This window comes from Streptacidiphilus fuscans, assembly GCF_015690355.1.
Taxonomy (GTDB): Bacteria; Actinomycetota; Actinomycetes; order Streptomycetales; family Streptomycetaceae; genus Streptacidiphilus; species Streptacidiphilus fuscans.
Map to the genome: position 1 here is coordinate 370,547 of NZ_JADPRT010000002.1, position 19,324 is coordinate 389,870.

General features: G+C 69.9%; 21 protein-coding genes. 3 read left to right on the plus strand and 18 right to left on the minus strand.

What is annotated here, in order from left to right; translation table 11 throughout:
• Nucleotides 1–81: 81 nt before the first annotated feature.
• On the plus strand, nucleotides 82–675 hold the full coding sequence (locus tag I2501_RS05335) for a TetR/AcrR family transcriptional regulator (RefSeq protein ID WP_196192641.1): 594 nt from the start codon (nucleotides 82–84) through the stop codon (nucleotides 673–675).
• Between the two features lie 19 nt (nucleotides 676–694).
• Here I2501_RS05335 and I2501_RS05340 read toward each other — a convergent pair whose 3' ends face one another.
• From I2501_RS05340 to I2501_RS05350, 3 genes are all read right to left on the minus strand, one after another.
• The gene (locus tag I2501_RS05340; protein ID WP_196192642.1) at nucleotides 695–3,163 is read right to left on the minus strand and encodes an ATP-binding protein; all 2,469 of its coding nucleotides are present in this window, start codon (nucleotides 3,161–3,163) and stop codon (nucleotides 695–697) included.
• Between the two features lie 96 nt (nucleotides 3,164–3,259).
• Complete coding sequence (locus tag I2501_RS05345) at nucleotides 3,260–3,598, minus strand: STAS domain-containing protein (protein WP_196192643.1); 339 nt, start codon at nucleotides 3,596–3,598, stop codon at nucleotides 3,260–3,262.
• A gap of 313 nt (nucleotides 3,599–3,911) precedes the next feature.
• Nucleotides 3,912–4,769 carry a 3-hydroxyacyl-CoA dehydrogenase family protein gene (locus I2501_RS05350; protein ID WP_196192644.1) on the minus strand — a complete coding sequence of 286 codons (858 nt, stop codon included), beginning with the start codon at nucleotides 4,767–4,769 and terminating at the stop codon, nucleotides 3,912–3,914.
• Between the two features lie 126 nt (nucleotides 4,770–4,895).
• On the opposite strand from I2501_RS05350, the gene I2501_RS05355 reads away from it, so the two are divergent.
• Nucleotides 4,896–5,198 carry a putative signal transducing protein gene (locus I2501_RS05355; RefSeq protein WP_196192645.1) on the plus strand — a complete coding sequence of 101 codons (303 nt, stop codon included), beginning with the start codon at nucleotides 4,896–4,898 and terminating at the stop codon, nucleotides 5,196–5,198.
• Between the two features lie 183 nt (nucleotides 5,199–5,381).
• On the opposite strand, the gene murA is transcribed toward I2501_RS05355, so the two are convergent.
• Both murA and I2501_RS05365 read right to left on the minus strand, forming a co-directional pair.
• Complete coding sequence (murA, locus tag I2501_RS05360; RefSeq protein ID WP_196192646.1) at nucleotides 5,382–6,659, minus strand: UDP-N-acetylglucosamine 1-carboxyvinyltransferase; 1,278 nt, start codon at nucleotides 6,657–6,659, stop codon at nucleotides 5,382–5,384.
• Nucleotides 6,660–6,751: 92 nt separating this feature from the next.
• A complete protein-coding gene (locus I2501_RS05365) occupies nucleotides 6,752–7,621 on the minus strand; it encodes an alpha/beta fold hydrolase (protein ID WP_196192647.1) in 870 nt (289 codons plus the stop codon).
• A 112-nt stretch (nucleotides 7,622–7,733) separates the two neighbouring features.
• Between I2501_RS05365 and I2501_RS05370 the strand changes: the two genes are divergently transcribed.
• The gene (locus I2501_RS05370) at nucleotides 7,734–8,150 is read left to right on the plus strand and encodes a MarR family winged helix-turn-helix transcriptional regulator (RefSeq protein ID WP_196192988.1); all 417 of its coding nucleotides are present in this window, start codon (nucleotides 7,734–7,736) and stop codon (nucleotides 8,148–8,150) included.
• On the opposite strand, the gene I2501_RS05375 is transcribed toward I2501_RS05370, so the two are convergent.
• From I2501_RS05375 to I2501_RS05435, 13 genes are all read right to left on the minus strand, one after another.
• A complete protein-coding gene (locus tag I2501_RS05375) occupies nucleotides 8,147–8,719 on the minus strand; it encodes a cob(I)yrinic acid a,c-diamide adenosyltransferase (RefSeq protein ID WP_196192648.1) in 573 nt (190 codons plus the stop codon). The two genes, I2501_RS05370 and I2501_RS05375, sit on opposite strands and share 4 nt — an antisense overlap.
• A 35-nt stretch (nucleotides 8,720–8,754) precedes the next feature.
• On the minus strand, nucleotides 8,755–9,216 hold the full coding sequence (locus I2501_RS05380) for a MarR family winged helix-turn-helix transcriptional regulator (RefSeq protein ID WP_215909279.1): 462 nt from the start codon (nucleotides 9,214–9,216) through the stop codon (nucleotides 8,755–8,757).
• Nucleotides 9,217–9,295: 79 nt separating this feature from the next.
• The gene (locus I2501_RS05385) at nucleotides 9,296–9,763 is read right to left on the minus strand and encodes a DUF2550 domain-containing protein (RefSeq protein ID WP_196192649.1); all 468 of its coding nucleotides are present in this window, start codon (nucleotides 9,761–9,763) and stop codon (nucleotides 9,296–9,298) included.
• Between the two features lie 157 nt (nucleotides 9,764–9,920).
• Complete coding sequence (locus I2501_RS05390) at nucleotides 9,921–10,292, minus strand: F0F1 ATP synthase subunit epsilon (protein ID WP_196192650.1); 372 nt, start codon at nucleotides 10,290–10,292, stop codon at nucleotides 9,921–9,923.
• Nucleotides 10,293–10,404: 112 nt separating this feature from the next.
• Nucleotides 10,405–11,850 carry a F0F1 ATP synthase subunit beta gene (atpD, locus tag I2501_RS05395; protein WP_196192651.1) on the minus strand — a complete coding sequence of 482 codons (1,446 nt, stop codon included), beginning with the start codon at nucleotides 11,848–11,850 and terminating at the stop codon, nucleotides 10,405–10,407.
• Nucleotides 11,851–11,854: 4 nt separating this feature from the next.
• Nucleotides 11,855–12,766, minus strand: coding sequence for a F0F1 ATP synthase subunit gamma (locus tag I2501_RS05400; protein ID WP_196192652.1), 912 nt, complete (start codon nucleotides 12,764–12,766; stop codon nucleotides 11,855–11,857).
• A gap of 25 nt (nucleotides 12,767–12,791) precedes the next feature.
• Nucleotides 12,792–14,366: a F0F1 ATP synthase subunit alpha gene (gene atpA / locus I2501_RS05405; RefSeq protein WP_196192653.1), complete on the minus strand. Its 1,575-nt coding sequence runs from the start codon at nucleotides 14,364–14,366 to the stop codon at nucleotides 12,792–12,794.
• 150 nt (nucleotides 14,367–14,516) lie between these two features.
• On the minus strand, nucleotides 14,517–15,332 hold the full coding sequence (locus tag I2501_RS05410; protein ID WP_196192654.1) for a F0F1 ATP synthase subunit delta: 816 nt from the start codon (nucleotides 15,330–15,332) through the stop codon (nucleotides 14,517–14,519).
• Nucleotides 15,329–15,880 (minus strand): F0F1 ATP synthase subunit B, encoded by a 552-nt coding sequence (locus I2501_RS05415; RefSeq protein ID WP_196192655.1) that lies wholly within the window; start codon nucleotides 15,878–15,880, stop codon nucleotides 15,329–15,331. Before I2501_RS05415 ends, I2501_RS05410 begins: the two co-directional genes overlap by 4 nt.
• 38 nt (nucleotides 15,881–15,918) lie before the next feature.
• Nucleotides 15,919–16,176 (minus strand): ATP synthase F0 subunit C, encoded by a 258-nt coding sequence (atpE, locus tag I2501_RS05420; RefSeq protein ID WP_196192656.1) that lies wholly within the window; start codon nucleotides 16,174–16,176, stop codon nucleotides 15,919–15,921.
• Between the two features lie 81 nt (nucleotides 16,177–16,257).
• Nucleotides 16,258–17,070 (minus strand): F0F1 ATP synthase subunit A, encoded by an 813-nt coding sequence (gene atpB, locus I2501_RS05425; RefSeq protein WP_196192657.1) that lies wholly within the window; start codon nucleotides 17,068–17,070, stop codon nucleotides 16,258–16,260.
• A 187-nt stretch (nucleotides 17,071–17,257) separates the two neighbouring features.
• Entirely contained in the window at nucleotides 17,258–17,707 is a 450-nt protein-coding gene (locus I2501_RS39035) for a hypothetical protein (RefSeq protein WP_196192658.1), read from the minus strand.
• A gap of 144 nt (nucleotides 17,708–17,851) precedes the next feature.
• The gene (locus I2501_RS05435) at nucleotides 17,852–19,225 is read right to left on the minus strand and encodes an MraY family glycosyltransferase (protein WP_196192659.1); all 1,374 of its coding nucleotides are present in this window, start codon (nucleotides 19,223–19,225) and stop codon (nucleotides 17,852–17,854) included.
• Nucleotides 19,226–19,324: the final 99 nt, after the last annotated feature.

Here is a 19,324-nt window from a genome sequence, read left to right on the forward strand (position 1 = left end):
CCTCCACCGTTATAGGTCATCTGCATTATGTCAAGCGTATGAGAAAATGACGGTAACGACGAGCCAGGGAGCTGCGGAGCCATGCCGAAGCAGGTGGACCACCAAGAGCGGCGTGAAACGATCGCCCGAGCGCTGTGGCGGGTGGTGGAGCAGCGCGGCGTCGGGCATCTGACGATGCGTGAGGTCGCCCAGGAGGCGGGCATCTCACTCGGCCAGCTGCAGCACTACTTCACCTCGCGGCAGGCGATGATCGCCTTCGCCATGGACCACGCGACCGAGCAGACCGCGCGACGCGTCGGCCTCGGCCTCGAACGGCTCGGGGAACAACCGCATCCACGCGACGTGCTCCGGCTGATGCTCACCGAGACGCTCCCGTTCCACGCCGACGCCAGAGCGACCAGCCGGATGAGCGCCGCCTACGTCCTGGAGGCGCTCCACGACCCGGAGGTGCACGCGAAGGCGCGCGCGGACCTGCGCCAAGGGCGGGACCTGGTGGAGCAGTTGGTCCGCCGCGCGATCGCCGACGGCTTCGTCGCGGCCGACCGCGACCCGGTGGTCGAGACCGACCTGCTGCTCGCCCTCACGGGCTTCACCACGCTGATGGAGCTCGATGTCCTCGGCCCGGACCAGGTACGGGCCGCCGTCGACCAGTACCTGGACCGCCTCTTCGCCTGAACCGCGCGGAGCCGCGTCCTCAGCCCGCGGTCGGCGAGGACGTCCCGGCGGAGGACGTCGCGGCGGCGGGCGTCCCGGAGGACGTCCCGGCAGAGCTCGCCGCCGGGCCGGACGACGTGGCCGACTGGCTCGCAGGCTGGCTCGCGGCTTGGCTCGCAGGCTGACTGGCCGGCTGGGACACGGCGCTGGACGTGCCGCCCGTGGGCGAGCCCGTCGAGCCCGCGCTGGAGCTCGCCGTTCCCTTGGTCGAGCCGCTGCTCGGCGAGGGGGAACCGCTCGCGGTCTGGCTCGGCGTGCTGCTGCTCGGACCGCTCTGCGACGGGCTCGACGGCGGCGGCGTGGTCGGCGGGGGCGGGGGCGTGTTGGCCGGCGTCGACGGCACGGTGCCCGGCTGGGTCGCGCCGCCGCCCGACGCGGGCGTCGTCTGCGACTGCTGCGGTGCGCTCTGGCTCGGCGCGGGGGCCGAAGCCGAGCCGGACGCCGTCGCCGAGGGCGAGTGGGACGCCTTCGCGGAGGACGAGGCCGTGCCCGGGGCCGACGGGGTCAGGCTGCCGGAGATCTCCGGCAGGCTCGGCGTCGCGCTGGGATGGCCCGCCGGGGCGACGTCCACGCTCTGCCCCTTGGCCGAGCCGCCGTCGAAGGCGTGCAGGCCGAAGGCCGCGCCCGCGCCGAGCAGGCCCATAAGCACCACACTCGCTGCTGCCAGCATGAGTTGACGACGCGACGCCGGGCCCTCGCGGCGCTCGGCGACCCCGGCGGTGCGACGCGTGGCGAACGCCGCGAGGCGGCGCAGGCCGTCCTCCCGGCCGCGCGCACGCGCGCCGCCGACGGCGGTGGCGCCGGTGATGACGGCGGCCTGGTCGAGCAGCTCCAGCACGTGGCGGCCGTTGGCGGTGCCGCGTGCGTCGGCCAGGGCTCCGCGCAGCGCGACGGAGGCCTCCAACTCGGCGCGCGAGCGCTCGTAGGCGCCCGCGCAGAAGGTCAGCACGCCCAACTCGTGGTGGAACCAGGCTTCTTCAGCGACCGAGCCGGTCGCCCGCGCGGACTCGAGACCGTGGCGCAGCGCGCGTTCCCAGGCTCCCCAGCGCAGCGCCAGTCCGAAGGCGGGCGCGCAGGCGCGGGCCAGCAGCACCACCTGCTCGTGCCGTCCGGCGTCCTGGTCGGTGCGCAGCACCGAGAGCAACACCTCGGCCTCGACCGCGATCTGAGCCTCCGTCACCGCGCCGTGCCCGGTCCACCAGGCGAAGTGTTGTGCGGCGTTCCTGACTCCGGTCTCGGGCCACTCCCCCGCCAGCAGTGCGGCGGTGCCCTCGACCAGGCGGTGCGTGCCGCCGGGGACCTCCTCGGCCAGTCCGGCCTCGACCAGCTCCTCCAGGGCCACTTCGCCGTGGCCGACGTCGACCAGCGCGGGCAGGTGCGGCGGGGTCGGGAAGTCGCCGCCGAGCGCGGCGGCGAGCCGGAGCACGGCCCGTGCGGGCTCGGAGAGGCCCCTGGCGATCCGGGCCGCGGGCGCGGCGCTCTCGGCGACCGACGGCAGCGGCACGAGGTCCTCGTCGAGCTCGACCATGCCGCCCGCGAGCGCGTCGATGGCCAGCTCGCGGTGGCGCAGCAGCGCGGCGGCCTGGACGAAGCGCAGCGGCAGGCCCTCGGACTCGAACCAGAGGTCCACCGCCCAGGCCCGCTCGCTCTCGTCCAGGGAGCGGCACGCCAGCTTGGTCAGCAGCTCCAGGCAGCCCGCCCGGCTCAGGCCGGTCAGCCGCGACTCCTCGACGGGCGCGCCGGTCGTGGGCGTGGCGGCGTCCGGGGTGGCCGCGATCAGGAAGGAGCAGTCGGGGGCGGCGAGCATCAGCTCGTCCAGCATCTCGCCGCCGAAGTCGACGTCGTCGACGAGCACGGCGGCCCGGTGGCCGGCCAGCAGCTGCGGCAGCTCACGACGGGCGGGCCGGTGGCCGGGGGCGCCGCCGAGCGCGGCGTAGAGGTCCTGGAGCAGGTCGCCGAGCGGCTTGCGGTAGGCGCTCAGCCGGACCACGCCGCCGGGCAGCAGACCGGCGCAGGAGGCGCCGACCGCCTCCAGCACGGCGCTGCGTCCGGAGCCGTGCGGACCGGTCAGCCGGACCGAGCGGCCCTGGACGAGCAGTTCCCGCAGCCGCGCGCACTGCTCCTCGCGCTCCAGCAGGCCGCCGGTCGCGTAGCGGAGGGGACCGTGGGCGTCGTTGCGCGGCGTCGGCGGCTGCGGACGGCGGTGCTCGGGCAGCGGCTCGACGGCGGAGCCCTCGGGGCCGTTGACGGTCAGCAGCAGCTCGCCTGCGACGACCTCGCCGGTGCGACGGCGTCCGTCGGTGCGCGGCTCGCCGGAGCCGGATGCGCCACCGGGTGCCCCGCTGGCGGACATGCCGCCCGTGTACGGTGCGACCGCGCCGGGTGTACCCCTGGGCACCAGTTCCCCGCCGGGTATGCCTGCGGAGTGGTGGCCTGTCGTTTCGCTCATGATCCTCTTCCGGCCCCGTCCGCGCCGACACAGGCGCTCTGCGGGGGTCATTCTGCGATACGGAAGTGAACCCTGGGGAGAGCGGCCCTCGGACCGTTATGGGATGGACACCGGGAGCGGCTCGACCGCGGCCGCCGGGTGGTAACTCTCGATCGCGAGGATCCGGTGCAGCCGCGTGGCAATCAGCAGTCGCTGCAACTGCAGCGGGACGCCGCGCAGCACCAGGCGGCGGCCGTAGCGTCCGGCACGGCGGTGGGTACCCATGATCACGCCCAGCCCGGTGGCGTCCCAGGACGACAGACCACTCAGGTCGAGCACGAGATCGCCCGCTCCGTCGTCCACGGCGCGGTGCAGCGCCGTACGCGCATCGGCGGCGGAGCGCACGTCGAGCTCGCCCTCGACGGCGAGGTGACCGTGGTCACCGCGGATCAACATGCGGGCTCCCCTCGCTCTCGTGGTTTCCGGGTCACCGAGGTGTCTGCCGGTGACTTCTCACAGGTGACCCCCTCCATCTGACGCAACGACAGGCGAGCAAGTTGCTGGCCACGGCGAGATCTGAAAGGAAATCACTCATCCGGGTGAAGGATGTCCGCGCTTCACGTCGGTCGACCGGATGTTCGTTTGATTATCAGGGATCCCCTGTGCTGATGGGGCCCCAGGTGAGACAGCTCACCTGGGGCCCACGTCACACTTCGGCGCCCCTGACCACGGCGGTGGCCCGGCACTGACCGGAGCTGCCGGGAAGGTCCTACTTGTCGCCGTAGGAGTAGAAGCCCTGGCCGCTCTTGCGACCGAGATCGCCCGCGGTCACCATGCGCGCCATGATCTCCGGCGCGGCGAACTTGGTGTCCTGCGTCTCGTCGTAGATGTTGTGCGCGGCGTGCAGCAGGATGTCGACGCCGGTCAGGTCCGCGGTGGCCAGCGGGCCCATCGCGTGGCCGAAGCCGAGACGGCAGGCGGTGTCGATGTCCTCGGCGCTGGCCACGCCCGACTCGTAGAGCTTGACGGCCTCGACCACCAGCGCGGTGATCAGGCGGGTCGTCACAAAGCCCGCCACGTCCCGGTTGACGACGACGCAGGTCTTGCCGATGCCCTCGGCGTAGGCGCGCACAGCGGCCAGCGTGGCGTCGCTGGTCTTGTAGCCGCGCACCAGCTCGACCAGCTGCATCATCGGCACCGGCGAGAAGAAGTGGACGCCGACGACGTCCTCCGGACGCTCCGTCACGGCCGCGATGCGGGTGATCGGGATCGCCGAGGTGTTGGTGGCGAGCACCGCGCCCGGCTTGGCGATCTTGTCGAGCTCGCGGAAGACGCCTTCCTTGACGTCCAGCTGCTCGAAGACCGCCTCGACGACGATGTCCGCGCTGCCGGCCGCACCGAGGTCGGTGGTCGTGGTGATCCGGGCCAGGGCGGCGTCCATCGCGTCCTGGGTCATCTTGCCCTTGCTGACGAACCGGGCGTAGCTGTCCCGGATGCCGTTGAGGCCGCGCTCCAGGGCCGCGTCGGTGACGTCCCGCAGCACCACGTCATGTCCGGCGGCTGCCGAGACCTGGGCGATTCCGGAACCCATGAGCCCGGCTCCGACGACGGCGATGCTGCTGGTCACGGTGGTGTCCTCCGTGTCGTAGGGGTGTCCTCGGCAGCGCGTCCGCGCAGCGAGGATCGCCCGCGCACGGCGTCGTGCCTGGCAGGAATCTACACACTTCGCGGCCGTCCGAAGCAGAATAGGAGCGTGATCGCGCTCACCCTGCGCCTGCTCGCCCCGTTTCTCGTGGTCGGGGTCCTGATGCTGCTGCTGCGCTGGACCTGGGGCCGCGGCAGGTCGCTTGCCGCGCGGGAAGCGAAGTCCGGACGCCCTGACGACTACGGCCTGCTTGTGCCGGTGGCGGCACCGGCCGACGCGGAGGAGGCGCGGGTGCTGGGCGCACGCCTGGACGACGCGGGCATCCGGCACACCATCGTGGACACGACGTCGGGCCCGCGGGTGATGGTCTGGGAGGACGACGTAGAGCGGGCGCGGCAGATTCTTCGCTGAGCCGCGCGGCAGAGCGGCGGGGAAGTTGCACTACCTCAGGGGCGCGAGGCTCTGCTGATGTGCGGCTCCGCCGCGTGGGCGCGAGAAACCACTGACATGCGGATGGCCCTGCTCGTTCGGTGCTCTACCTGCGTGGGTGGCTTGTCGCGCAGTTCCCCGCGCCCCCGGGTAGTGCAACCTCCCCTACGACTCGTCCTCCCGCGTGATCGTCGCGCCCAGCGCGGTCAACTGCTCCGCGAACCCCGCGTACCCGCGGTCGATGTGGTGGATGCCGGAGACCACCGTCTCGCCGTCCGCGACGAGGCCGGCCAGGACCAGGCCCGCGCCGGCGCGGACGTCGGAGGAGACCACCGGCGCGCCGGACAACCGGTCCACGCCCCGCAGCACCGCGTGATGCCCGTCGGTGCGCACGTCCGCACCCAGACGGGCCAGTTCCTGCAAGAAGACGAAACGTGCCTCGAAGATGTTCTCGGTGATCATCGCCGTGCCCTCCGCCACCGCGTTCATCGCGGCGAACTGCGGCTGGAGGTCCGTCGCGAACCCCGGGTACGGCAGGGTCACCACGTCCACCGAGCGCGGGCGGCGCGCCATCACGACACGGAAGCCCGCCGGGTCCGCGCTGATCTCGGCACCCGCCGCGGACAGCTTGTCCAGCGCGATGCGCAGGTGCTCCGGGCGGGCGTGGTCGACGCGGACGTCGCCCATGGTCATCGCTGCCGCGACGCCGAAGGTCCCGGCCACGATCCGGTCCGGGACGGTGTCGTAGGCGACCGGGTAGAGCCGGTCCGCGCCCTGGACCTCGATCGTCGACGAGCCCGCACCGCCGATCTTCGCGCCCATCGCCTGCAGCATCTCGCAGAGGTCGACGATCTCCGGCTCGCGTGCGGCGTTGTCGATGACCGTGTCGCCCTTGGCCAGGACGGCGGCCATCAGGATGTTCTCGGTCGCGCCCACGCTCGGGAAGTCCAGCTCGACCGAGGCGCCGACCAGCCTGCCGGAGAGCGCCTCCGCCACCAGGAACCCGTGCTCGGTGGCGATCCGGGCGCCCAGCCGGGTCAGGCCGTCGATGTGCATGTCGAGCCCGCGCGAGCCGATCGCGTCCCCGCCCGGCCGGGCGACCCGGACCTGGCCGCAGCGCGCGAGCAGCGGGCCGAGCACGGCGATGGAGGCGCGGAACCGGCGGACCAGGTCGTAGTCGGCCTCGTAGCCGATCTCCCCCGGCACGCTGATCACGGCCGTGCCGCCCTGGACGTCCTCCCACTCCAGGCTCACCTGGCAGCCGAGGCGTCGCAGCAGCTCAGCCATGATCTCGACGTCCAGGATCCGGGGCAGATTGCCGATCCTGAACTCGCCCTCGGCAAGCAGCGTCGCCGCCATCAGCTTGAGCGCGCTGTTCTTCGCGCCCGGCACGCGCACGCGCCCGACGAGCCGCGTGCCACCGACCACCCGGAACCGTTCCATGGTCAGGCATCGTACGTGGCGCCCGTCGCGCGCTCGGCCGGACGAGTGAAGCGGTGCGTCGCGTCCGCCCCGTTCGGCCTGGTCAGGCCTGGTCAGGCCAGCGTGCGGAGGAAGTCGACCAGGATCCGGGTGAACTCCTCCGGCCGCTCCATGGTCGTGTAGTGGCCGGCGTCGGCGAGGTCCACCGCGCGGGCGTCCGGGACGGCGGCGACCGTCCGCGCGACGGAGCGGAGCACGCCGGCGCAGTCGAAAGCGCCGTTGACCGCAAGGACGGGCACGGTCAGCTCACGGGCGCGCTGCTCCTTGCCGGTCACCGGCACGGCGTGGTCGGGCTCGTCCGGCGTGTGCTTCATCAGCGTCCGGATCGCCATCTCGCGGACCTGGCGCGGGATCTCCGGGTCGATGTCGGCGAGGGCGCGGTCCGGACCGGGGATCCAGTCGAGGAAGACGTCCAGCCACGCCGGGATGTCCCCGCGCCAGAGCGCGTCGTTCTGGGCGGCCGCGCGCTCGGCGAACCAGGGGTCGTCCGCGTCGTGGTCGCCGAGGCCGTAGCCGCTCATGACCAACGCCCGGACCAGCTCCGGGTGTTCGAGCGCGGTGTCGCTCGCGATCATCGCGCCCATGGAGACTCCGACCAGCACCGCCGGAACCGCGTCGAGGTGGCGCAGCAGCGCGGCGAGGTCGTCCGTGAAGCGGAACGGCCGCGAGGCGTTGGCGGAGTCGCCGTGCCCCCGCGCGTCGGGGACGACGACGCGGTAGCCCTGGGCGGCCAGGCCGGGGACGAGGTTGTCGTACTGGGTGCGGTCGACGAATCCGGTGTGCAGCAGCACGACCAACTGCCCGTCCCGCGGCCCGGAGTCGCGGTAGACGAGGTCGCCGTCGCCGGAGTCGAAAGAGTGCGTGTCGACAGCGGTCCGAGGAGATGCGTCAGAGGTCGCCGAAGAGAGCGGGGTCTCAGTCATGACAACCAAGGTGTCATAGTGCGAGGACTATGACAACCCAGGTGTCATCTTGTGCCATGATGGGACCGTGCCCGACCGCATCCTCTCCCCCGACGAACTACCGGACCGCCTGATGGAGGTCTTCGGCCTGGTCGGTCCGCTCTACCGCCGCGTCCAGCGCCGGATCGAGCAGGACGCACCGGCCGAGGGGCTCTCCGTCGGCGTCCGCGCCGTGCTCGACCTGCTGCGCGAGAACGGCCCGATGACCGTCCCGCAGATGGGCCGCGCCCAGTCGCTCAGCCGCCAGTTCGTCCAGCGCATGGTCAACGACGCGACCGAGCACGGCTTCGTCGAGGCCATCCCCAACCCCGCCCACCAGCGGTCCTCGCTGATCCGGCTCACCGACGCCGGAAGCGCGGCGATCACGGCCGTGACCGGGCGCGAACACGCCCTCCTGCGCGAGGTCGGCGGCGACCTGACGGACGCGGAACTGACGACGTGCGTACGGGTGTTGAGCCGGATGCTGGCCCTCTTCGACGACGTCGACTAGCGGTTCTCGCCGGGCACCCAGAGCACGTCGCCGACCGCCTTGTTGGCCGTGCGCGCCAGGATGAACAGCAGGTCGGACAGCCGGTTCAGGTACTTGGCGGTCAGCGGGTTGATCGCGTCGCCGTGCTCCTCGATCGCCGCCCAGGTGCTGCGCTCGGCGCGACGCACGACGGTGCACGCCACGTGCAGGTACGCCGCGCCCGGCGTCCCGCCCGGGAGGATGAAGCTGCGCAGCTTCTCCAAGTCGGCGTTGAACCGGTCGCAGTCCTCCTCCAGCCGGTCGATGTACGTCTCCAGCACGCGCAGCGGCGGGTACTTCGGGTCCGGGGTCACCGGCGTGGCCAGGTCCGCACCCACGTCGAAGAGGTCGTTCTGAACACGCGTCAGCACCGCTGCCACGTCGGCGTCCAGACCGCCGCAGGCGATGGCGACGCCGATGGCGGCGTTGGCCTCGTTGGAGTCCGCGTAGGCGGCGAGACGCGTGTCGGTCTTCCGGGTACGGCTCATGTCGCCCAGCGCGGTGGTGCCGTCGTCGCCGGTGCGGGTGTAGATGCGGGTGAGGTTGACCATGTCCGGAGCCTATCGCCCGAGGATTTCGGGCCCTCTCAGCGCAGTGTGGGATCGAGACGGCTGAGCAGGGTGTCCAGTTGACGCTGCTGGGCGGGGGTCAGGTGCCCGAGCACCTCGTCGTCGAGGCGCGGGATGTGCGCCTCCAGCCCCTTGCGGAGCAGGCGCTCCCCGCGCAGCGACAGCGCGACGAGATACGCCCGACCGTCGTCGGGGTCCCTGGTCCGCTCGATCAACCCTTTGCGCTCCAGGCGCGCCACCAGCTTGGTCGTCCCGGCGGAGGTGAAACCCATCCGCTCGCCGACCCGCGTGGCCATCCCCCGCGCGTCGGGGAACCGGGCCAGCCGCAGCAGGAATTCGAACTCCGAGCCGTCGAGGCCGGTGGCGTCGTGGATGTCCTGGTGCAGGCGGTCGTTGATCAACCGGTACACGTTCCCGAGCAGGCCCCACAGCACGACTCCGTCGTGGTCCACGAGCGCGTCCAGGCTCACCTGCTCCATGAGGGAAGTCTAGGCGGGGATGCCGCAGGCGAGGTAGCCGCACCAGCAGTGCAGCGTCCCGGCTGCACGGAGCTCGGAGTCAGGCCACGTTCACCCGCTGGCCGGGCGGCGCCGCCTCCAGCCACGCGAGGAAACCCGTCAGTGCGTCCTCGCTCATCGCGAGTTCCAGCGGCTCGCCCGCGTGCGTGCAGACCAGGACGACCGCGCCGGAGAGCAGCGCCAGCTCCTCCTGCCCGGCGGGCGTACGCCGCTCCAGGACCTCGATCTGCGAGCGTTCCAGCACCCGCCGCGGACGCGGCGCGTAGCTGAAGACCCGGAACCACTCCACCGAGTCGTTGTTGTACCGGGCGATCCCGAAGATCCACCCCTTGCCCTCCGCCTCGGCGGATTCGGCAGACGCCGTCCCCGCCGCCACCGCGTTCAGCCGCGCCGAACAGTCGAAGGTCCCGCCCGGGCGCTGGATCAAGCGCCTCCGCACTGCGAAGGCCCCCAGCCCGAGCAGGCAGACCAGCAGTACCGCGATGACGGTCACCACCGCGAGCACCATGCCCGGCTCCCTCCTCGCCGACCCGTCCCGGGGTCGGCGGCGTCCTACGCGTCCAGCAGGTCCTTCACATTCTGCACAACTGATACAGCAGTCCCGGGGTCACCCTCGGTGCCCCGGGACTGCCGGTAGAGCTCGTGTCGAGCGAGAGCGCCAGCGCTCAGCGGCCGGTGGCCGCAAAGAGCCGGACCTCCGCACGACGCTGCGCCGCCGCCTCGCTGTCGGCCTTGGCGCCGGCCAGGGCCCGCTCGGCGCGGTCGACGTCGATCTCGTCGGCCAGCTCGGCGACCTCGGCCAGGATCGACAGCTTGTTGTCCGCGAAGGACAGGAAGCCGCCGTGCACCGCGGCGATCACCGTGGTTCCGTCCGCCTGGCGGATGGTCACCGGCTGGGTGTCCATCGCGCCAAGGACCGGGGTGTGCCCCGGCTGGATGCCGATGTCACCGGACTTGGTACGGGCAAGGACGATCGTGGCCTCGCCCGACCAGACCTTTCGGTCGGCCGCGACCAGCTCGACGTGCAGCTCAGCCACCGTGGGCTCCTCGGTCTCAGCCCCCCGCCGCAAAACGGGGGTGGGGAAAGAATAACGGGTGGGAAAGGGGCGGTCCCAACCAGCGGTCGGAACCACCCCTCACCTCATGCGATTACTTCTTGGCCAGCTCGGCGGCGTTGCGCTCGAGGTCCTCGATGCCACCGCACATGAAGAACGCCTGCTCCGGCACACCGTCGTACTTGCCGTCGGCGATCGCGTTGAACGCGTCGATCGTCTCGGACAGCGGCACGGTGGAGCCGTCGACGCCGGTGAACTGCTTGGCGACGTAGGTGTTCTGCGACAGGAAGCGCTCGATGCGGCGCGCCCGGTTGACGGTGACCTTGTCCTCCTCGGACAGCTCGTCCATACCGAGGATCGCGATGATGTCCTGGAGGTCCTTGTACTTCTGGAGGATCCCCTTGACGCGCACAGCGGTCTCGTAGTGGTTGGCCGAGATGTACCGCGGGTCGAGGATGCGGGACGAGGAGTCCAGCGGGTCCACGGCCGGGTAGATGCCCTTCTCGGAGATCGGACGGGAGAGAACCGTCGTCGCGTCGAGGTGGGCGAAGGTGGTGGCCGGGGCCGGGTCGGTCAGGTCGTCCGCGGGGACGTAGATCGCCTGCATCGAGGTGATCGAGTGACCGCGGGTCGAGGTGATGCGCTCCTGGAGGAGACCCATCTCGTCGGCCAGGTTCGGCTGGTAACCCACCGCGGAGGGCATACGGCCGAGCAGGGTCGACACCTCGGAACCGGCCTGGGTGAACCGGAAGATGTTGTCGATGAAGAGCAGCACGTCCTGGCCCTGCACATCGCGGAAGTACTCCGCCATGGTCAGCGCGGACAGGGCGACGCGGAGACGCGTGCCCGGCGGCTCGTCCATCTGGCCGAAGACCAGCGCGGTCTTGTCCAGAACGCCCGAGTCCACCATCTCGTGGATCAGGTCGTTGCCCTCACGGGTGCGCTCGCCGACACCGGCGAACACCGACACACCACCGAAGTTCTCGGCGACGCGGTAGATCATCTCCTGGATCAGAACGGTCTTGCCGACACCGGCACCACCGAACAGGCCGATCTTGCCACCCGTGACGTACGGGGTGAGCAGGTCGATGACCTTGATGCCGGTCTCGAACATCTCGGTCTTCGACTCGAGCTGGTCGAAGTTCGGGGCCTTGCGGTGGATCGGCCAGCGCTCGGTGACCTGGGCGTTGAACTCGGCCTTGTCCGCGTTCAGCACCTCGCCGAGGGCGTTGAAGACCTTGCCCTTGGTGATGTCGCCGACCGGGACGGAGATCGCGGAGCCGGTGTCGGAGACAGCGGCACCACGGGTCAGGCCGTCGGTGGGCTGCATCGAGATGGCCTTGATCATCCCGTCACCGAGGTGCTGCGCGACCTCGAGCGTCAGGGTCTTCTTGCCGGTGCCGTCCGGCGCGTCGACCTCGACGTGCAGCGCGTTGAACATGTCCGGCATGGCGTCGACGGGGAACTCCACGTCGACGACCGGGCCGATGACCCGCGCGACGCGGCCCGTCGCCGTGGCCGTCTCTACAGTGGTAGTCATGTGATCAGTCACTCCCCGCGTTCGCATCGGCCAGGGCGCTCGCGCCACCGACGATCTCGCTGATTTCCTGGGTGATGTCGGCCTGTCGGGCCGTGTTGGCCAGTCGCGTGAGCGACTTGATGAGCTCGCCGGCGTTGTCGGTCGCGCTCTTCATCGCGCGGCGGCGGGCGGCGTGCTCGGAAGCAGCCGACTGCAGCAGCGCGTTGTAGATCCTGCTCTCCACGTACCGCGGCAGCAGGGCGTCGAGGACGCCCTCAGCCGACGGCTCGAAGTCGTAGAGCGGGAACGGTCCCTGCTCCTCGGCGTTGGCCTCGGTCTCAGCCAGGGACAGCGGCAGGAGGCGGGCCTCCACCGGGTTCTGGGTGAGCATCGAGACGAACTCCGTCGAGACGATGTGGAGCTCGTCCACGCCGCCGTCGGCCGTCTCCGTCACGAACGCGTCGATCAGGGTCGCGGACGCCTCCTTGGCGTCCTGGTACGTCGGCTTGTCGGAGAACCCGACCCACGAGCCCGCGACCTTGAGGTCACGGAACCCGTAGTAGCTGACGCCCTTGCGGCCGATGATGTAGCTGTCGACGGCCTTGCCCTCGGCCTGGAGCCGCTTGGTCAGCTCCAGCGCCGCCTTGATGGCGTTGCTGGAGTAACCACCGGCCAGACCGCGGTCCGCGGTCACCACGAGCACGGCGGCGCGGGTGGCGTCGACGGGCTCCTGGGTCAGCGGGTGCTTGGCGTTCGATCGCGTCGCCACCGCGGTCACCGCACGGGTGAGCTCGGTCGCGTACGGGGAGGAGGCGGCCACCGCGCGCTGCGCCTTCATGATGCGCGACGCGGAGATCATCTCCATCGCCTTGGTGATCTTCTTCGTCGCGGTGACAGAGCGGATCCGGCGCTTGTAGACCCGAAGCTGTGCTCCCATGGGTCGCTACGTCCTTTCCGTCTCGTCAGGCGTTTTCGCCGAGCAGCGCACCGGTGTGAGTGGTGAACTCGCGCTTGAAGGCGGTGATCGCGTCGACCAGCGACTCGATCGTGCCGTCCTCGAGCTTCTGGGTCTCGACGATGGTGGTCAGGACGCCCTTGTGCTCGCGGCGCAGGTAGTCCAGGAACTCACGCTCGAACTTGCGCACGTCCGCGACCGGGACCTCGTCCAGCTGACCGGTGGTGCCGGCCCAGATGGAGACGACCTGCTCCTCGACCGGGAACGGCTGGTACTGGCCCTGCTTCAGCAGCTCGACCAGGCGCGCACCGCGCTCCAGCTGCGCCTTCGACGCGGCGTCCAGGTCGGAGGAGAAGGCGGCGAACGCCTCCAGCTCGCGGTACTGGGCCAGGTCCAGACGGAGGCGACCGGCCACCGACTTCATGGCCTTGATCTGGGCGGAGCCACCGACGCGGGAGACCGAGATACCGACGTTCACGGCCGGGCGGATGCCGGCGTTGAACAGGTCGGACTCCAGGAAGCACTGGCCGTCGGTGATGGAGATGACGTTGGTCGGGATGTACGCCGAGACGTCGTTGGCCTTGGTCTCGATGATCGGCAGACCGGTCATCGAGCCGGCGCCCAGCTCGTCGGAGAGCTTCGCGCAGCGCTCCAGCAGGCGGGAGTGCAGGTAGAAGACGTCACCCGGGTAGGCCTCGCGGCCCGGCGGACGACGGAGCAGCAGCGACACGGCGCGGTAGGCCTCGGCCTGCTTCGACAGGTCGTCGAAGATGATCAGGACGTGCTTGCCGTCGTACATCCACTCCTGGCCGATGGCGGAGCCGGTGTAGGGGGCCAGGTACTTGAAGCCCGCCGGGTCCGACGCCGGGGCGGCGACGATGGTGGTGTACTCCAGCGCACCGGCCTCCTCCAGCGCACCGCGAACGGAGGCGATGGTGGAGCCCTTCTGGCCGATGGCGACGTAGATGCAGCGGACCTGCTTCTTCGGGTCGCCCGAGCGCCAGTTGTCGCGCTGGTTGATGATGGTGTCGATCGCCACCGCGGTCTTGCCGGTCTGGCGGTCACCGATGATCAGCTGGCGCTGGCCACGGCCGATCGGGGTCATCGCGTCGATGGCCTTGATGCCGGTCTGCATCGGCTCGTGCACCGACTTGCGGACCATGACGCCCGGAGCCTGCAGCTCCAGCGCGCGGCGGCCGTGGGTGTCGATCTCGCCGAGGCCGTCGATCGGGTTGCCGAGGGGGTCCACCACGCGGCCGAGGTAGCCCTCGCCGACCGGAACGGACAGCACCTCGCCGGTGCGGCGGACCGTCTGGCCCTCCTCGATCCCGCTGAACTCGCCGAGGACGACGACACCGATCTCGCGGGCCTCGAGGTTGAGCGCGAGGCCGAGGGTGCCGTCCTCGAACTTCAGCAGCTCGTTGGCCATGACCGAGGGAAGGCCCTCGACCTTGGCAATGCCGTCCGCCGTGAAGGTGACGGTGCCGACCTCTTCACGCGAGGCGGCGTCCGGCTGGTACGACTGGACGAAGTTGTCCAGAGCGTTCCGGATCTCCTCCGGCCGGATCGTGAGCTCCGCCATCTGGGTTCCCTGCTCTCCTAGTTGCGTCCTCGGCCCGCCCGTGGAGGGCCGCAAGTATTCGACTCTCGGTCAGTTCCCGCTGGTGGTGCGGTGCGAGGGCTGACCGTCCTCTGTTGTGTACCGACCGAGGGTCGGAATGCTGCTTGGGCTCTAGCCCGCCAGGCCCTGGCTCGCGGTGTCGAGACGACCCGCGATCGTGCCTTCGATGATCTCGTCGCCGATCTGGATCCGAACGCCGCCGAGGACCGCCGGGTCCACGTCGAGGTTCAGGTGCACCTGGCGCCCGGCCAGGGACGCCAGCGCGGTGGCGAGGCGCTGCTTCTGCGCGTCCGACAGCGGCACGGCGGAGGTGACCAGCGCCACCACGCGACCACGACGGTCGGCGGCGAGCCGGGCGTACTCCTCCAGGCCACTCTCCAGGCTACGTCCACGCGGCTGCGTCACCAGCACGGTGATCAGCGCGATGGTCGCGGCCCGGGCCTTGCCGTCGAGCAGGTTGCGCACCAGCGCGGCCTTGGCCTCGTTGCCCGCGGCGTTGTCGGTCAGCGCGGAGCGCAGCTCGACGTTGCCCGCGACCACGCGGCCGAAGCGGAACAGCTCGTCCTCGACCTCGTCGAGGGCGTTGGCCTTGTCGGCACCGATGATCAGCGCCAGGGCGCCGAGCTGCTCGGTGGCGTCCGCGAGGTCGCGGCCGGCGGCCCAGCGGGACCGGACCATGCCCGAGAGCAGGTCGATCGCGTCCGCGCCGACCTTGCCCTGCAGCAGGTTGGTGACCAGGTCGGCCTTGGCCTGACCCGGCGCGGCCGGGTCGGTGAGGGTCCGACGCAGGCCCGCCTCGTGGTCCAGCACCCGGGTGATGTCCAGCAGGTCGTCCGACAGGCGGTCGAGGTCGACGGACGCGTGGTCCGTCAGCGCCTCAAGTCGCTCGCGGGCGGCCGCGGTGGACTGCCGGGTGGCGGCGCTCACTTGGCACCCGCCGACTCCGCGGCCTTGGCTTCGAGCTCGTCAAGGAAGCGGTCGATGGTACGGCTCTGGCGGGCGGAGTCCTCCAGGGACTCACCGACCACCTTGCCGGCCAGCTCGACCGAGATGCGGCCGATGTCGTGGCGCAGCTGCGTGGTCACCTGACCGCGCGTGCGCTCGATCTCCGCCTGGGCGTGCGCGACGGTGATCGCAGCCTGACGCTGCGCCTCCTCGCGGGCCTCGGCGATGATCATCGAACCCTGCTCGCGGGCGTGCTCGGTGATCCGGGCCGCCTCGTGACGGGCCTCGGCGAGCTGCGCCTTGTACTCCTCCAGCGTGCGGGTCGCTTCGGCCTGAGCCTCGGCTGCCCGCTCCAGGCCACCCTCGATCGCGTCGCGCCGCTCCTCCAGAGTCTTCTGGATGTTGGGCAGGAGCTTCTTGCCGAGGACGCCGAAGACGATGAAGAAGGCGAGAAAGCCGATGATGAGTTCAGGCGTGGAGGGGATCAGCGGGTTCTGAGGCCCCTCCGCAGCCAGAAACTGCGTCAGCATGTCTGTACCTTTCGTCGAGCGTGGCTACTGGTGTCGACTCAGGCCGAGAAGATGAACGGAACGACCAGGCCGAGGAGGGCCAGAACCTCACAGAGGGCGAAGCCGAGGAACATGTTCTGGCGGATGATCGGCATGGCCTCGGGCTGACGGGCCATGGCCTCGATCGAGTGGCCGAAGACGAGACCGATACCCACACCCGGGCCGATGGCGGCCAGACCGTAGGCGACAGCGCCCAGGTTGCCCTTGATGCTGATGGAGTTGGCAGCGAGCTCGGTGGCGCTCTGGAGGGTAGACATGTGTTGTCTTCCTTCTTGTGATGCGATCCGCAGGGGGGCTTCCCGGCGGAAGTTTCAGATGGTCAGGAGTGCGGGCGGGTCTCAGTGACCCTCTTCGAGCGCTCCGCTGATGTAGAGCGAGGTGAGGAGGGTGAAGATGTACGCCTGCAGGAACTGGATCAGGACCTCGAAGGCCGTCATGCCGATGGCGAGGATGAACGATCCTCCGGCGAAGGCGGACATGATCGAGGGCGTCAGCAGGTACCAGCTCGCGACGCTGAACATGACGATCAGCATGTGGCCGGCGAACATGTTGGCCCACAGTCGGACCGCGAGCGTGAACGGCCGCGTGATGACGTTCTGGAGGAACTCCAGGAACACGATGAGCGGAACCAGGGGCTTGGGCAGACCCTGCATGTAGGTCAGGTGCTTCCAACCACCCAGGAAGCCGTGCGTCTTGAAGGTGAGGTACATGTACGTGATCCACACCAGCACGGCCAGCGCCACCGGGTAGGCGAAGCGCGAGGCGACCGGGAACTGTGCCAGCGGGATGATGGACATGATGTTCATCACCCAGACGAAGAAGAAGATCGACGTCAGGAACGGGACGAACTTGTCGCCCTTCTTGCCGATGACGTCACGCGCGATGCCCCGGGCGATGAAGGTGTAGCCGATCTCGCCGACCAGCTGCAGCTTGGTGGGGACCAGCTTCGGCTTGCGGAACGCCGCCCAGAAGAAGCCGACCACCAGCAGCATGCAGATGATCGCCAGCAGCATCGGCTTGGTGAAGGCGAAGCTGCCGATGGTGAAGATCGGCTTGAAGTTGAAGGAGTCGAGCCCAGGGGCCGGGAAACCGCAACCAGAGGGGGTGATGTGACACCCGCTCGCAACGAGCGTCGTGGAGGGGCTACTCACCCTTGACTCCTTCGTCGTGAAGCATCAGAACTGCAACCTTGTGTGTCGGCGCGACGGAGGACCGCCGCAGTTCGGCACCGTGATCGGGTTGTCCGGGGCCACTCGCTCCCCTGACGCACGAGGGTCAGGGAGGGGGCTCCGGATTCCGGACGATAGCAGATGTCTTGGTACTACCTTTACGCGGGCCTTACGTCCCGTTGCCCGGGCCGCCGGGCTTGCTCTGGGGCCCGTCGGGCTTGCCGGCCGAGGTGTCCACGTAGAGGGTCTTGCTCTTGAGCGTGAAGTACACCTGCCCGCCGACCCAGGCCAGCAGGGTGGCCAGCAGGGAGAACCCGAACGCACGACCGTTGAAGAACGAGGCGTTCTTGAAGACCACGATGAAGACGCCGGCGAGCAGCATCTGCACCGCATACACCAGGAGCCCGGCCATCAGCACCGTCTGCGGACGGTCCCGAGTGAGCCGCATCAGTGCCGCGAACCCGCCACCGAACACCACCAGGGCCACGGCCAGCGCGATCAGTGCGCCGATCAAGCCCTTGGAGCCGGCGAAAACCGTGCTGAGCACCAGCGCGAGGATGCCGACGGGCGCTGCCACCAGGGCACAGCCGCGCAGGATCCGGGCGTCGTTGGACAACATTGTCGTGGCTCCGGAGCGATGAGGTCGTGAGTTACAGCAGGGTGGGTGGGGACGGAGAGCCTGGTCGAACGCCCTTCTCCCATAAGGTCCTTCGGCAGCTCACCCGATGTCGTGAACGGTATCACAAGCTATTTGGCGCAGTCTTTACTTTCTTGGTGTGCTCCTTGACACACGCACCGCGCCCGAGCCGGATCGTCCCGAAGTGCCCGAATGGTGCCCCACCGCATGGGAGCCCGTGCCGATCTGGTCGAGCAGCTCCTCATCGGCCGTGGTCAGCGACGATGCCACCGGAGCGGGGTCGTCGTGGATCTCCTTTACCGAGTCATCGGTAAGAACATTCTTTACCTTTGCACTCTGCCGGTAGCGCGGCGGCAGGAAGCGCTCCGCCACCCGGGGAGCGTGCGGCCGGAAGCGCGGCAGCAGCAGGAGCAGGATGCCGATCACGCACAGCACCAAGGCGACCTTGATGGCCAGCAGTTCGGTGCGGTTGGCGGAGAAGGCGACGGTGCCGAAGGCGAGCAGCGCCGCCCAGAAGTACATGATCAGGACCGCGCGGCTGTGGGAGTGGCCGAGCTGCAGCAGCCGGTGGTGCAGGTGCTGCTTGTCCGCGGCGAAGGGCGACTTGCCGGCCCAGGTGCGGCGGACCACCGCGAGGATCAGGTCCGCCAGCGGGATCGCGATCACGGTCAGCGGGAGCAGCAGCACGATGTAGACGGGCACCATCGCGTGGACCGTGGAGGTCGCGCTCTGCGTCTGCATGGTGATCACGTCGGGGTCCACACGACCGGTGATCGAGATCATGCAGACCGAGAGCACCAGCCCGATCAGCAGTGCGCCGGAGTCGCCCATGAAGATCCGGGCGGGGTGGAAGTTGTGCGGCAGGAAGCCGATCACCATGCCGACCAGGATCACGCTGAACAGCGCGGCCGGCGCCGCGTCGGGCACCGAGTACCCGTACCAGAGCCGGTAGGCGTAGACGAAGAACGCGAGGGCGGCGATGCAGACCATGCCGGCCGCCAGACCGTCCAGACCGTCGATGAAGTTGACCGCGTTGACGCTTATGACCACCAGCGCCACGGTGATGAAGGTGCCCCACATCTCCGGCAGGGCGACGGTGCCCACACCCGGGATCGGCAGCCAGAGCACGGTCAGGCCCTGGTAGACCATGACGCCCGCGGCCACCATCTGGCCGCCGAGCTTGACCAGCGCGTCGACGCCCCACTTGTCGTCCAGCACGCCCAGCACCCACATGATGGTCGCGCCGGAGAGCAGCGCCGGGACATCGCCGGTGCCCTGGAAGACGTACTTCAGGGTGTCCAGGTGGTCGGCTGTGAGCAGGCCTGCGACGAGACCGCCGAACATGGCGATCCCACCGAGTCGTGGCGTCGGCTCCTTGTGGACGTCGCGGTCACGGACCGGCGGCATGGCGCCCGCGATGATCGCGAACTTCCTCGCCGGACCGGTCAGCAGATAGGTCACCGCCGCGGTCACGCAGAGCGTCAGCAGGAACTCACGCACCAGAGTCCTCCTGTGCTGCGCTGTACACCCCCGAGATATCGGCAGAGCATAGCCGTCCCGTCCATGAGCGGTCGCCGGAATCAAGGTGCGTCACGGGCA